The 14,817-nt window shown below is 31.5% G+C and carries 13 protein-coding genes and 2 pseudogenes; 4 read left to right on the top strand and 11 right to left on the bottom strand.

Translation table 11 applies throughout. From position 1 onward, the window contains the following. Positions 1 to 73 precede the first annotated feature (73 nt). The 3 genes from AD998_01655 to AD998_01645 form a co-directional block, all read right to left on the bottom strand. On the bottom strand, positions 74 to 1,276 hold the full coding sequence (locus AD998_01655; protein ID KOY85021.1) for a hypothetical protein: 1,203 nt from the start codon (positions 1,274 to 1,276) through the stop codon (positions 74 to 76). A 3-nt stretch (positions 1,277 to 1,279) separates the two neighbouring features. After that, positions 1,280 to 1,900 (bottom strand): hypothetical protein, encoded by a 621-nt coding sequence (locus tag AD998_01650; protein ID KOY85020.1) that lies wholly within the window; start codon positions 1,898 to 1,900, stop codon positions 1,280 to 1,282. A 71-nt stretch (positions 1,901 to 1,971) separates the two neighbouring features. Then, positions 1,972 to 2,322 (bottom strand): alkylhydroperoxidase, encoded by a 351-nt coding sequence (locus tag AD998_01645; protein ID KOY85019.1) that lies wholly within the window; start codon positions 2,320 to 2,322, stop codon positions 1,972 to 1,974. Positions 2,323 to 2,465: 143 nt separating this feature from the next. Here AD998_01645 and AD998_01640 point away from each other — a divergent pair, with 143 nt between their 5' ends. From AD998_01640 to AD998_01625, 4 genes are all read left to right on the top strand, one after another. Beyond that, positions 2,466 to 2,798 (top strand): hypothetical protein, encoded by a 333-nt coding sequence (locus AD998_01640; GenBank protein KOY85018.1) that lies wholly within the window; start codon positions 2,466 to 2,468, stop codon positions 2,796 to 2,798. 5 nt (positions 2,799 to 2,803) lie between these two features. Then, entirely contained in the window at positions 2,804 to 3,511 is a 708-nt protein-coding gene (locus tag AD998_01635) for a hypothetical protein (GenBank protein KOY85017.1), read from the top strand. After that, the gene (locus AD998_01630; GenBank protein ID KOY85016.1) at positions 3,508 to 4,200 is read left to right on the top strand and encodes a hypothetical protein; all 693 of its coding nucleotides are present in this window, start codon (positions 3,508 to 3,510) and stop codon (positions 4,198 to 4,200) included. Before AD998_01635 ends, AD998_01630 begins: the two co-directional genes overlap by 4 nt. Before the next feature lie 118 nt (positions 4,201 to 4,318). Beyond that, positions 4,319 to 5,389, top strand: coding sequence for a hypothetical protein (locus AD998_01625; protein ID KOY85015.1), 1,071 nt, complete (start codon positions 4,319 to 4,321; stop codon positions 5,387 to 5,389). Here AD998_01625 and AD998_01620 read toward each other — a convergent pair. The 8 genes and pseudogenes from AD998_01620 to AD998_01585 all read right to left on the bottom strand — a co-directional run bounded on the left by AD998_01620 (position 5,370) and on the right by AD998_01585 (position 14,777). After that, the gene (locus AD998_01620) at positions 5,370 to 5,702 is read right to left on the bottom strand and encodes a hypothetical protein (GenBank protein KOY85014.1); all 333 of its coding nucleotides are present in this window, start codon (positions 5,700 to 5,702) and stop codon (positions 5,370 to 5,372) included. The two genes, AD998_01625 and AD998_01620, sit on opposite strands and share 20 nt — an antisense overlap. Before the next feature lie 3 nt (positions 5,703 to 5,705). Next, on the bottom strand, positions 5,706 to 6,959 hold the full coding sequence (locus tag AD998_01615) for a hypothetical protein (GenBank protein KOY85013.1): 1,254 nt from the start codon (positions 6,957 to 6,959) through the stop codon (positions 5,706 to 5,708). Further along, the gene (locus AD998_01610; protein ID KOY85012.1) at positions 6,959 to 7,495 is read right to left on the bottom strand and encodes a hypothetical protein; all 537 of its coding nucleotides are present in this window, start codon (positions 7,493 to 7,495) and stop codon (positions 6,959 to 6,961) included. The genes AD998_01615 and AD998_01610 overlap by 1 nt, the downstream gene beginning before the upstream one ends. A gap of 53 nt (positions 7,496 to 7,548) precedes the next feature. Then, positions 7,549 to 8,514 (bottom strand): annotated as a pseudogene (locus tag AD998_01605) (hypothetical protein). 4,154 nt (positions 8,515 to 12,668) lie between these two features. Next, positions 12,669 to 12,914: pseudogene (locus tag AD998_01600) on the bottom strand (hypothetical protein). A 589-nt stretch (positions 12,915 to 13,503) separates the two neighbouring features. Then, entirely contained in the window at positions 13,504 to 13,734 is a 231-nt protein-coding gene (locus AD998_01595) for a hypothetical protein (GenBank protein ID KOY85011.1), read from the bottom strand. 142 nt (positions 13,735 to 13,876) lie between these two features. Further along, positions 13,877 to 14,320 carry a hypothetical protein gene (locus AD998_01590; GenBank protein ID KOY85010.1) on the bottom strand — a complete coding sequence of 148 codons (444 nt, stop codon included), beginning with the start codon at positions 14,318 to 14,320 and terminating at the stop codon, positions 13,877 to 13,879. Between the two features lie 22 nt (positions 14,321 to 14,342). Next, on the bottom strand, positions 14,343 to 14,777 hold the full coding sequence (locus AD998_01585; GenBank protein ID KOY85009.1) for a hypothetical protein: 435 nt from the start codon (positions 14,775 to 14,777) through the stop codon (positions 14,343 to 14,345). Positions 14,778 to 14,817: the final 40 nt, after the last annotated feature.

The raw sequence follows: 14,817 nt of genomic DNA, 5'->3' as shown, positions 1-14,817 counted from the left end.
AATGTTACAACATTTAAAATTAAAAAAAGTTTAAATAAAACAAAAATTTTTTCTAAAAAATAAAGCGAGTTTTTTAAGACTCGCTTTGTGTTTCTGTTTTAGCTTCGTAAGTTCTGATAGGATGCCTATTAAATGGCTTTGTTGAGTCAAACAATTTGCGATATGTAACATGCTTTTTGCAAACTGTAAATTCAAGATTTTGCATTAGTTTAAGCATAGGAGGGTTAAAATCACCTATCCAGTTGAGTTCTAAGTCTGTATAAGGGAAATCTGTTTTTTGGGTTTCACGTTCCAGACAAACTGAAAGAGCTGCATCCAAACCTTTGCTATGATGCGATTTAGCGATACCAAACGCCACTCCCAATACTCTTGTACAAGAGCCTTTCCAACGATGGTATAAAAATTTTAATTTACCAACAAGGTTGAGTTTTCCATTGATATGTTTAAAAACCTGATTTAGTTCAGGCAAGAAAACTCCAAATGCAACAGGCTCTTCATTATGATATGCAAAAGTAATAAGCCTTTCATCAATAATAGGCTTCATTTTTTTCATAATTTTATTGGCTTCTTCTTTTGTCATTTCAGTAAGCCCTTCTGCCAAAGCAAAGCTTTTGTTATAAATCTGCCTAAAATCTTCAGCATATTTATCCATTTGCTTGATTTTAATATTTTCGAAATGGTAAGTAGGGTCTGCAAAAATTCGATTGGCTTTTGCATGAACAATTCTACTCAAACCATAAACTTTTCTAAAGAAGGTCAATTGATTAAAATATACCTGAAAACCATAATTTTCAAAAAATCTTTGATAATATGAAAAATTATAATTTTGTTGGTAATTAGCCTCTTTATCAAAACCTTCTACCAGTAAACCCCAAAATTTATCTCTGCTGCCAAAATTAATAGAGCCATCCATTGCTTCACAACCTCTTTTTTCGAGCCACTCTTTACAAGTATTAAAAAGCATGAAAGCTCCTTTCTCATCTTCAATACACTCAAAAAAGCCCATACCACCTGTGGCTTGGTCATTATTTTTAAGTTTGGTTTTTTCATTTACAAAAACAGCTACTCTGCCTATTGTTTCTTTATTATCATTTTTTAGGAGGAAACGTGTACACTCTCCATGTTGAAAAGTGGGGTTCTTGCTTTTATCAAAAACAGATTCTACATCATTGTCTATAGGTCTTACCCATTGGGGTGTATTGGCGTATAGTCTTTTAGGCAGGTCAAAAAAATCTTTTTCTTGAGATGGGGATTTTACTTCCTCTATGTACATCATTTTTTATTTCTTATAATTTTTCTCTTTACGTTCTTTTTCGTTCTTAGTTTGTTTTACTCCTTTTACAAATTCTCTCCATGCTGTTGGGCTAAACAGATTAAGTGTTGGCAAAGAGCTGTTTGTAATAGGCTGATTAGCTTGGTTTTGAAGTTGATTTTTTGATGCACTTTGACTATCTTGAGCTGATTGTCTTGCTGCATCTTGCAATTTTCCTTTATCCAAATTTTCTTTCATAGCTTTGACCTCTTCTGTTTGAGTTTCAATATTCAAAAAAGCATCTTTAAAAGATTTTTCATCAGAATAAGGATAAACCTGAATTGGAGCAAGTACTTCAATAGATTCTTCTAAAGGTAATGTAATAGAATAAGATTCTGTCTGATTGGCAGGAACTTTATAAAAAGATGTTCTATGTCCTGTTGAACGGATGACTAAACTATCATTAGGCATAACTTTAAGTGTAAAAACACCTTTATCATTAGTAATAGTTCCCTTACCTGCTTGTGGTACAATTACACGAACAGATTCAATAGGAGCTTTCGTATTTTTATCAATAATCAGCCCTGAAAGCAAAACTGGTTTTTCATCTTGAGCCTTTGTAATGGTTGTTATTAAAAACAAGCCCATACAGAGATAAAGTAATTTTTTCATAGAAGTTTTTCGTTTAAGTTTTATAACTAAACGCTCAAAAAAAGGTTTTAGTTGGTCGGCTCTGATAAAGCTTCCCAAAATTCTACTGCTCTTCTTAAATGAGGAATAACAATCGTGCCACCTATTAAATTAGCTATTGCAAAAACCTCAAAAACTTGTTCTTTAGTAAGTCCTACTTCTTTACACTTACCCAAATGATATTTGATACAATCATCACAACGCAATACCATAGAACAAGCAAGTCCAATCATTTCTTTGGTTTTTATGTCTAATGCTCCTTCTGCATAACAGTTTGCATCTAAATTAAATATTCTCTTTAATACTAAATTATCAGCAGACAAAATTTTCTCATTCATCTGGCTACGATATGCATTGAATTCTTCAACAATATTTGTCATAAATACTTTTTATTTCCTTATTTTTTCTTTTAGTTTTAAGTCCAAATGTATAATAATTTTCTATCTTTATTACGGATTTTTTCAAATTCTTTGGCTATTTGGAATTTGATGCTTATATTCACATCCGAAAACAGTGTTTCTATATGGATAACTTCAACGACATATCTTCAAGTACAAACAAACTCGATGAAATCAAGAAAATCATTTTTGGTGAGGAAATCCGCACCTATAATGGTGAGATAGAGAATCTACGTAAAACGATAGAGAGCTATCGTACTGAGATTTCTGTGAAAATTGACGAAGTCAAAATTGAACTTCTCAAATCTATTGAAAGTGTAGAGAGTCGTTTGTTAGATAAGGTGCTATCAGCCCAAAATGTCCTTCGTCAGGATTTAGAGCAGCATCGCCGTAATGCTGTCAATAAAAATACTTTGGGTAATATTTTCGAAGATATTTCTAAAACCTTAGCTCAATAGTCATTATGGAGGATATCAATAAGAACGATAGCTTTAAAAAGCCCGAAGACTTCCCTACAGAAGATGTTTCGAGTTATAAAGAAGCTGTCATTAACCCTGACAAGCAGGAACTCGAAGTAAAGTTTCAGGGAATGAAAGACTTATTTACATCTATTATTTCTGAAAATCGTAAGGACTACGAAAAACAGCTTACAGAAGTAAAAGGTTTATTTTCTTCTGTAATTGAGGATAATAGAAAGCAAATGCATATGCAAATGCAAGATATTTATAAGGCTCTTCCCCGTTTATTGAGTGAAGCTGATAAATTGCGTAAGCAAGAGGAGTATGTAACTATCAATGATGAAGATGCTTTTGGTAATAATCTCACTGCTAAGGCAAGCAAAATGACAAAGTTAGGAGCTATTAAAGAATTTATCTTAGGCAAAGATTCTAAAGATCTAAAAGATAAATTGGAAGGAGCTTATACTTTAATTGATTCATCTATCAATCAAGACCAAGAGCATTTGAGCAATGTAGTAGAAGAAGTTTATGCTCGTTTAAATAAAATGGAAAAGAAGATAGCTGAAGAATTAGAAAAAATAACAAATATATTCCGTTCCGAAATGGACGAAGTAGCTAATGCACAAGCCAATAAAGCTGATACTTATCGCATTCTCAGACAAACTGCTGAACAATTGCGTTTGGGTAAAATTCAGCAACAAAATAATTTATGAAGAAATTAATCAAAGATTTTTTCTCTCTTATATTCCCTGATAACTGTTATAGTTGTCAGGGAGTTTTGCTTCAAGGAGAACATAAAATATGCACAGCCTGTCGTGGCAATCTTCCTTTTACCAATTATCATAAACTCAACCCAACGAACAATTCTGTTACTCAGAAATTTTTTGGTAAAATACCTATTCTTTATGGTTTATCTTTTCTTCAATTTGCCAAAGATGGAAAAGTACAAAGGCTTCTACACCATATTAAATACAAAAATGAGCCAGAATTAGCAGAAATGCTTGGCATTTGGTATGGCTCAGAATTGTTTGAAAACTCTTTTGCTGAAAAATTTGATCTTATTGTGCCTGTCCCTCTTCATCCAAAAAAACTTAAAATAAGAGGATATAATCAAAGTGATTATTTTGGAAAAGGTTTGAGTCATCAACTCCAAGTTCCTTTTCATGATGATATTCTTATAAGAAATACACATAGCTCTTCTCAAACTAAAAAGAGCCGTTATGAACGATGGCAAAATGTTAATACCATATTTGGTGTTTCAGATAGTTTAGAAATAAAAGGCAAATCTGTCTTGATAGTTGATGATGTTATTACTACTGGAGCCACTTTAGAAGCCTGTGCTATTATATTACTTGAAAAAGGTGTTCAATCTATTAGTGTTGGAACAATCGCTATTGCATAACCCAATAATTAAAACAAAACATTAGTTTTTTTCATATATTTTTTTTAGATTAGAGCTATACAAAGCTCTTATTTCTTGACAATCATTGAACCTATTTATGTAATTTTTATTAGTTTTTATGAAAGAATTGAATGTCATTCATTCTACAAATGATTCTTTATTCAATGAAGTTATCAATCTATTACCCAATCCTGTAATAATTGATGTTATAGAAAATGGTGTGCCCAATACAATTTATTGTAATAAAAAATTTATAGATTTAGTAGGCTATACATCAGAAGAAATAAAGCATCATAAAGAAACTCATTATTATTATTTCAATCAAATCAAGAATCATATTTTTCGAGATGGTGAAGAGCCTGTAGAAACAAGAATTTGGGTTAGATGTAAAGATGGAAAAAAGAGACTTTTTCATGTAGCATTTACTCTTTGGAAAGAAAATATTCTAATTTCTTTACTGACTGATATTACAGATAAAGAGCTTTTTGTAGAAATGGAAAAGCTCAACAAACTCAAAGACAGGCTCATTTCTATTATGGCTCATGATATTAGAAATCCACTTGCCACGTTACAAGGGCTATTAGATATACTTCATACGGATGATATCAGTCTTAAGCAATTCAAAGAACTTGTACCAGCCATTAGTCAACAAATAGATCAAGTAAGGTATCTTCTAGATAATCTATTAAATTGGGTTAAGAATCAGCTAAATAGAACTAATGCAAGACCACAAACATTATCTCTTCAAGAAATTATTTATTCTATAGAACAATTATTCATTCAAGATTTTAAGCATAAAAACATTCATTTTTCTTATACAATTCCTCAAGATGTATATGTTTATGCAGATAAAGATATGCTGGAACTGACTGTACGTAATTTAGTTTCTAATGCCATCAAGTTTACTCATGGTGGGGGAAAAATTAGTATTTTGGTAGAAAAACAAGAGAATTTAATTAAAGTAAAAGTGAAAGATAATGGTATTGGATTAAACCAAGAGAAAATTCAGAAAATTTTGAATGGAGAAGCTATTAGTCATATAGGTACAAATAAGGAAATTGGAACTGGTTTAGGACTAACTTTGTGTTTGGAATTCATTAAAATGAATAATGGTTATATGGAAATTCAAAGTGAAGAAGGAAAGGGGAGTGAATTCATATTTTTTACTCCTATTGGAAGCAATCCTTAAGTGATTTTTGTTTTTCAAACCATAAAATCAAGATTTCTTCAAATTCTTTTATAAGAGCCTCATTTTGTTTAGGAATTGTAAAATAAATAATATCATCATCTATGGCTCCAGAAATGTAAGCATAGTCTTCAAAAGCTATTTTAAAAGTATTTTTAGCTGTAGGAATATATTTTTTAAAGTCTTGAATTTCTGTAATCCCGAAGTTTCCTAAAAGCTCCACCAAAGTCATATTGGTAGGAGCTTTTAGAGAGTAACATCTCTTAATAAACTTTCGACAAGTTTGATTAATTTTCAGAGAAAAAGACTCTTCCATTTTTTATAAATAGACTTCAAAGATATCTTCATTATCTCCCATTGCTCTACATTTAGTTTGTATTACAGAGAAAGCTTTAGGAGAATTACAAATTTCTGCATAATAACTATCTGTAAGGCTTGGCTCAGTTATGATATCACCATTATAAATCAGGTTCATAATTCCTTTTGTACCACCTTTTGCCAAGAAAGAAACTGGTATAGGGCTTTTACCAAAAGTTTGCAGATATGAATTAGATTCGTATCCATTTGTAACTTTTAACACCAATTTTTTAGCAGGCTCCAATTCTAAAACTTCCCAAAATCCCCATCCAAAAGCATTTACAACAGCTACTATACCATGCACCCAATCTTCTCTGGTCTGACACATCGGTTTTATAAGTCCATTCCATTCTGCTGACTCCATAATTCCACCGAAAGTATTGAAAGCACAAACATGCCCAGCTTCTGTAAGAAGTTGGTCTGCAAGCATCAAACCATCTGTTCCCATTGTTTCTTCAAGCTTTTTGAGCATTCTGTAAGAAATTTGGCAATAGTAATTTGAATACATTCTTGTCAGTAATACTCCAAAAGCATCTATCATACCTTTAGAGGAGTGTGTTCCTTCTATAGGCATATTGGTAAGGGCTTCTCGGATACCTATATAATTTACGCTTGTACTACTTGGATTGGTTAAGGTGTAGTTTTGTGTTTTACCTTTTTTGGGTGAATGAGATAAATTTTTAGCGTTAGTAGCTTTGGATAATTCAAAGCTTACAAAATTATCATTCTTTGTATAACAACTCAGTTGTTTGCAATCCATAGAACCAAGTGGCAAATTAAAAATAGCCTCCGTAGCTCCTGCTAAAAAGCCTTGTGTAAAAAATGAAACCATGGGTTCATTCTCAGAACGTAGTCCAAACTTTGATTTCCAACCATAACTATAATGATCTGCTTCTGACATTACTTTACCTCCGTTAGATGAAACTTCATCTAACGAAAATTTACCATAACCACAAAACATAAAAAAGTCTTCTGCTATTTGTTTTCGTTCTGTAATGTCTATAATATTACTTTCTGTAAAATATTCCAACATTTGGCTATATACAATTTCTTGGGCAGAGTCAACGAGTATTGGATAAATATCAATATAGTCTTTAGTATCTTCTAAAGTAGCTTGCAAGAAAGTATTATAATGATGACAATGAAAAATCAAAGGTTCTCCTGCTGCAATATATGTATTGTATTGGGTGTCAAAATTGCCTCTTAATGACTTCATTATTTCGTGATGTTTAAAGTTTTATTGTATATCTTAACTGTAATGTTTTGAATTTCTTGTAATACTTTATTATCAAGAATAAAAGTATCATCCTCTAGATTTCTCCAAGTCATATTAAATTCTCTCATTTTTGGCAACATACTCATAATGACTGTATTCCAAGCTGTTGGCGAACAGTTTTTTAAAACCCAAGCTTTCACTTCTTTAACAGGAGTATCTACAAAATTTTGATCAGAGGTATTATTTTGGACAGATTTAGAAGTTTCATCTATTTTTGTTTCAAAAGAGTTTTTGATTGTTGAAGAATCCTCTTTTGTAACATAAACATATTTTTTCTTGAATATTTCTTCAAAACCTGTATTAATGATGGCCAATACATCTTCTTGAATTAAATAATCGTCTTTTTCAAAGAAATGTAAAAAAACACCTTTTTGATTAAGTTTCGGGAGCACTCTAAAGACTACTCTCTGCCACGATAAAGGAGGACAGTTGTCCCTAGCCCAATCTTTGACTGATTTTACTGACACTATTTCCATAACTTTCTTATATCAAATCTAAGAAACTATTCTTGTTAATTTTTTATATAATTTTAAAGTGAAGCTTTAGGCAATTGTATAACAAACTCTGTTCCTCGTCCTTCTTCACTATTTACAAAGATATTTCCATTATGTTTTTCAATAATACCAAATGTAATAGATAAACCCAAACCTGTTCCAACTCCTACTGCTTTTGTAGTAAAAAATGGCTCAAATATTCTACGTTTCACTTGTTCACTCATACCTGAACCATTGTCTTTGATACGAATTACAATATTTTCTTGTAGATTCTCTGTATAAATTTCAAGAACGCCATCTTTTCTATCTTCTGGAACAGCTTGGATAGCATTATTGATGATATTCATAAATACTTGGTTCAACTGTCCTGGGTAACATAAAATATCTGGCATCGATTCGTCATAATATCTTTTGAGTTCTACTCTACCTTTTATTTTGTTATTCAAAAGGATAATTGTGGAGTCTAAGCAATCTTTAATATTTGCCATTTTACGTTCTTCTTCATCTAAACGGCTAAATACTCGTAAACCTTTCACAATTTCCATAGTCCGAACAGCCCCTTTCTTAATATCAGAAACCAAATGCTCTATATCTTGAGTGAGTTCTTCAAAATCTAAGCTATTTTTTAGTTGTTTTGCTTCCTCTATTATTTCTTCTTTATTTCCATTAGCTTTATCAAGTTCATTGTATTTATTTACAATCTCCATCAAATCATCCAATGAAATCTTTAGTGTATCAATACCATTATACACAAAATTGATAGGGTTATTAATTTCATGAGCAATACCTGCTGTAAGTTGTCCCAACGAAGCCATTTTTTCATTATGTACGAGTTGGGTTTGTGTTTCTTTGAGCTGTCCAACTAGTTTATCAAGTTCCGATTTTTGCTGTTGCTCTTGTTCCAATGTTTTCTTCAAGCTCATTTCAGCCATCATCAATCTTTCGTTGGCTTCCAATTGAGCTTCTGCCAATAAACGCATTTCTTCTTCAGATTTCTTAATACGTTCAAAAGTTTTTTGCAACTCTTTCTCTGTTTCTTTACGATCACTGATGTCCGATTCGATGGCAATGAATTGCTCAACACCACCATTATCATTTAAAATTGGTGTAACATTGAGTGATAACCAATAGCCAATACCAGATTTTGAATAATTATAAATTTCATGATAAAAAGGCATCTTACTATTAAGCTTTTTGCGAATACCTTCTATATCCTCAGGATTTGTTTCAGGTCCTTGTAAAAATGACCCAGGTTTTCTACCTTTTACCTCATCAAAAGTATATTCTGTAAGTTCAACAAAGGCATCATTTACCCATTCTATCAAACCATCACCATTTGTAATGATAACTGCATTATCTGTTTTAGATGCTACTAATGATAAACGTTTTACTTCTTCTTCCGCCTTTTTACGTTCTGTAATATCTTGTGCTATTCCATCTCCTTTAACTTTTTGCTTTATTTTATCAATTTTAGTATTAATACTTGTATAATAATTTATAATTTCACCATTAATTTTTCTCAGTTTAAGTTCAGCATTAAGAGAATATTCATCATTTTTTATTACACCTTCTAATAAAGACATTAAATAAGGTAAGTCTTCTGAAACTACAAATTTATTTGCCCAAATTTCAAATGGCAATACATAACCTCCTTCTTGTTCTACTGTTGTACCCAAAAGTGTATAATATTCATCTGTTAAAATAAGTTTTGCATCACTACCATCTAAGTTAGCCTCTATACCCCAAACTCCTGATTTAGCAATTAAAAAGGCTTGTTTCATTTTTTGAGTTTGCTCTTGGATGAGCTGTTCTGCTTTCTTACGTTCTGTAATATCTGTAACAACACCTACAACACCTACCACTTCATTTTGTACATCTTTTACAGGTGTAACTTGATTATAAAAGATAAGACCTGCCACTTCTGTTTCATACTGAACAGCTTCACCAGCAAGAGCTCTATCATTAAATTCTATAATTTCTGGAGCGTCTTTATAAAGCTCTCGAATATTTAAACCAACAACTTGCCCAGGTTTTAAACCTAATTTTGCTAAAATTTTTCCTTCAGATAAAGTAAATACTCCATTCTTATCCAAAGAATAAGTAATGATTTCTGCACCTTCAACTACATTTTGATAACGTTGTGTTGAGATTAATAGCTCTTGCTCAGCTTTTTTACGTTCTGTAATATCCTCTACTATACCTAAATATCCTGTAATATTACCTTTTTCGTCTTTAATAGCAGAAACTGTAAGTGATATAAGAAATTTAGTTCCATCTTTACGGTTATAAGTATATTCGTATGAATTCGTGATTCCTTTTTGAGTTTCATAGATAAATACCCCAAATCCAGGTTCAATATTATCATTGTGTTTCCTACTCAGTACTTCTGCCATTTCTACCACCTCACTTATATCATGAAAAATTGCAGGACTTTGTTTATGAACTAGCTCATCCTCTGTATATTGTAGCCACCTTAGTGCTGTAGGATTGATAGAAGTAATTATTCCATCTGTGGTAGTAGATATAATTGCTACTGTTGCTCCTTCCAAAATACCTTTCTGAAGAGCTGTTGTTGCTTGCAATTGTTTCTGAGCAAATAAAAGTTGCTCATTGGCTTCAATTTGAGCTTCAGCCAAAGTACGCATTTCTTTTTCTGAACGTTCCAGCTCTTCTGAACGACGAGATAGTTCTTTTTGAGCAAGCGTCAAGCTTTCATTAATAATTTTTTGATTATCAAGAGCTTCAGCAAGTTCCTTTTGTGCTTGTTGGCGTTTATCAGCTTCTATGGTCAATGAAACAATATCAGCTATACCACGAGCAAAAGTTTCATCTTCTGAAGTCCAATCTCTGTAATCAGAACCTACATATTCACAACAAATTACCCCTGCAAGTTCACCACCAACCCTAATAGGAACATCTAACATAGAATTAATTCCCAATGGTGTTAAATAAATATCGGAAAATTCAGCAGTATTAGGATGTGTATGAGCATTTGAAGCATTAATTACTAACCCATTCTTCACAGCATCAAAATATGCAGGAAAATCTTTATCAAATAATTCTACACCTTTAGAGTGATTATCTTTACTTTTTTCGTATAAATTGTGGCTAATAATGCTACTACCTGTATAATCCCAAATGCTTGCTCTATCTATTTCCAATCCATTGGCAATAGCTTCTGTAATAGCTTGCATAGCATTATCCAAAGAACCATATTCTTCGTAAGGAGTTACTGAAAGCTTTGTTAAAAGTTGATTATATCTTTGTATTTTCTCTTGGCGAGATTGTTTTTCTAATTCCGCTTTTTTACGTTCAGTAACATCCTGAGCTGTACCTGTAATAACTCTATTACCATTTGGCAATGTCTTGAGTGCTATACTTGTTTGTATATCAACTATTTGCTTGTCATTTGTACGTACTAATTGATATTCTATATCTGACTCTGCTTCAGTTACAAAAGCCATTTGTTCAATAGAAATCATAATATTGGGAACACTTTTAGGGTGTAGATAATTTTCAATCCAGTCTTTAAAAGAAGTCCTATATCCCCCTTGTTCTGTTGCTGTTGTTCCCAAAAGATCATAATATTCATCTGAGAAGTAGCATACAATTTTATCGAGTGGTGTATCTGTTCCTTCTGACTCAATTCTCCAAGAAGCCATTTTCGCTATTTTAAATGCTTCTTTTAACTCTTTATTTCTTTGTTCTCTTTCTTCTTCAAGTTGCTTACGTTCTGTGATATCTTGAGCTATTCCCTCTCCTCTTATTTTCTCTTGTAGTGGATAATGTTTAGTTTTTAAGTTCGTTTGATAATTAATAATATCCCCATTCACTTTTTTAAGCCTAAACTCACTTACCAAGTTAAATTCTTCATTTTTCAAGACATCAACAAACTGAGCTAAAACATCAGGAGCATCTTCAGGCACTAAAAACTTCTCTGTCCAAGCCTGAATAGACATTCTATAACCACCTTGTTCTTCTGCTGTTGTACCCAAAAGAGCATAATACTCATCTGAAAAAGTAAGCATCGCATCTGTACCATCTATATTCGATTCCATACTCCAAGCTCCTGATTTAGCAATTACAAAAGCTTGTTTCATTTTTTGAGTTTGTTCTTGAATTTGTTTTTGGGCTACTAACAATTGTTCATTTGCTTCTAATTGAGCTTCTGCCAATGCTCTCATTTGCCTCTCAGATTGTTCAATTTCTTTTTGAGCTTCTGTAAGTTTTTGGTTAGCTCTATTTTGCTCAACTAAGTTCTTTTGAAGCTCTCTTTGAGCAACAGCAAGCTTCTGATTAGCTTTTTCTTGCTCTTCTAATAGACGTTTTGTTTCTTGATCAGAAGTTTCCAACTGTACATTTTTTTGTTGCATCTGCCTTTGAGCTAAAAACAATTGCTCATTAGCTTCCAACTGCTTTTCAGCAATTTCACGCATTTCTAATTCTGATTGTTCTAGTTTTTTAGTCTGTTTTCCAATTTCTTCTAAGTATACATTCATTTTCTTCACTACAGGCTCAAAAAAGAAGATAGCTAATAAAACGATTATACCTACAATAGTAATACCTACGCCCCATGTAATTAAACCTACAGTATTAGACCTACCTTTAGAATCTTGTGTATATAAGTTTGTAATACCATCCATAAGAGGTAAAAATTTAACCTCGTTATTTAAGATTATTTCAATATTAGCATTCATTTCTACACGACCTATGCTATCTAATGTATTGAAATCAAGTACAGATATCTTAGATGCTGCTTCCTTCATTTGGTCAAATATAGGTTGTACTTCAGCATATTTTCCAAGAATTTCTTGACTATTAGGCGGGGTTTTTATTCCCAAAACTACATCACCTTTTTGTAAAGCTTCATGAGATTTTTTCCAATTATTGAGGGCCTCTGTTAATTCTCGCTTTCTAGTCTGAAATACCTCTAGACTAGATGTTTGCCCCATAATTAAAGCACTCTTTGTAATCCTTTGACTCAACATTCTTTGTCTACCAGAGATATTAATTACACGAGCATCATCTGCTAAAGTTGTCAAACCTAGCTGAACAGCCAACTCTCCAATAATTACGAAAACTGCAATTACGAGCAGAGCAACAATGTATGTAGTTTTAAAGCGTTTCATTTTTTAGTGCTTTTATATGATGTTATTTAAAGTTTGATTCCTATGCCACCTGCTAATGTCCAGTAATTTTTAGGACCTGGCAAGTAATAAGCTGGCATTGCCAATATAAATTTTTTATATTGAAATTGCAAACCTATTCCTAAAATAGGAGAAACAATCTTATTACTATCTTTTTCTTCTAAATTAATTCTGAGCGAAGGTAACATCCCAAGAGAAAGAGATGATTTTTTAGAAAACTCTGCTTTGATACTGGGTCCTCCAAAATTTGTAAATAAAGAGTTTCCATTAGTTGCTACTACAAATTGGCCACTCCAAGCTACAGCTTTGGGTTTGGCGTCCTGAGCATATATAAAATGCCCTACAAAAATACATACAAGTGTTAACAATTTTGACTTCATACTGCTATTGATTTTAAATTTTGACAAAAAACAAAATACATTTTTATATTTTGAATAAATCGCCATATAAAAATGTCTTTACCTATAATTTTATAGAGTTCTAATAATTTAGTCCTTCATAAAAATAACTTCTATCATTACTTCTGAAACATTTTGATATATAACTTTTCAAGCATTTTTTAATTCAGTATTCTGACTACTCTTTAAAAAGTTTTTAAACATATAAATGAGTATCTGCTCAAAATGAGCAAAGTGTTCTGTCGATAATCTGTAATTGATATGTTTTTTTGTTATAGTTTTGAATTAGGCTTTATAGCTTCTCAGTTATCAACACTTTTTAATTAATTAAAACTATTTACCATATAAAAACTAGTACCCATAATAGTTTTCACCAATACCTTTTGCAAAGATTGTTGTATAAGATTTTTTCAAAATTTGGACAAAAATAGATTATTATGATTTTTTATAGAGCATGTACAGGTATCTCTATTTGATAAACCTCTTTAATAGATTCTTTTACCAAGCTAACAAGTACATCATTAAGTTCCATAGCATCAGTAGGATTAGAAAGCTCAGTAATGTTTAAACCTGTATTTTTGAGGGCATCTAAATTTTTCATTACTATTCTTTGCCAAGCTAATGGAGTAATATTATCATCACACCATTTTTTTATAACTACTATTTTCATATGCATAGATATTTAAGTACAAAACAAATATATATTTATTTTAAATAGATTCTGCTTGGTTTTCGGTAGAATTGTTTTTTTGCTCGATGAAATGGATGTGTAGGCCGATAAAAAAGTCTTCTAAAATAGTTTTAGAAGACTTTTTTTATTATGCTTTAATCCAACTTTTAGCTTCTTCTATATCATCAAAAATAGTCATTGTAAAGTCTGCAATGGTATTGCTTGAGCTAATATAGTTTACAATGGAAAGATTGGCTGTAATATCTTTAGAGGCAACAAAAGCTTTTTTACTGATTTTATTCATGGCATAGAGCTTATGAATTTCTGTATTGAGCCAGTCTATTACTTGTGGTGTAAAAGTATTGCCATCTAATTTTCTACAATCAGCTATTAAGTTTATAGGTTTCTTATATTTTATTCTTATTTGAACGATTTTCATAACCAATTCAATAATTAAACTTCTAAACTTATTTTCAGAAACGGCTTGTTTCCATTCTTTTACAATAGTAGAAATAGACGAATCATAATAGAGTGTAAGGTATTCATCATCATACAGTACTTCCCTTTCACTCATAGCTTGTTTTTGTTCCATATATTTTATTGTTTATCTAATTTTATACTTTAGCCCAACTTTTAGCTTCTTCTATATCATCAAAAATAGTCATTGTGAAGTTTTCAATGGTATTACTAGAACTAATATAATTCACGATAGAAAGATTGGCTGTAATATCTTTAGAGGCAACAAAAGCTTTTTTACTGATTTTATTCATCGCATATAACTTATGGACTTCAGCATTTAGCCAATCTATCACTTCTTGGGTAAATGTATCTCCTCCCAATTTTCTGCAGTCAGCTATTAAGTTTACTGGATTTTTGTATTTAGTTCGAGTCTGAACTATTTTCATTAAAAGGTGAATAATCAACTCTCTAAACTTATTTTCTGGGACAGCTTGTTTCCATTCTTTTACAATACAAGAAATGGCTGGGTCATAATAGAGTGTGAGGTATTGATCATCAAATAATACCTCATTTTGAGCGATAATGTTCATAATTTTGGGAGTTAAAAGTAAATAAATACTTAACTATCAA

The organism is bacterium 336/3, from assembly GCA_001281695.1.
GTDB lineage: Bacteria > Bacteroidota > Bacteroidia > Cytophagales > Thermonemataceae > Raineya.
Note: the sequence above shows the minus strand (reverse complement) of the source record. Positions and strands in the feature narration are given on the sequence as shown.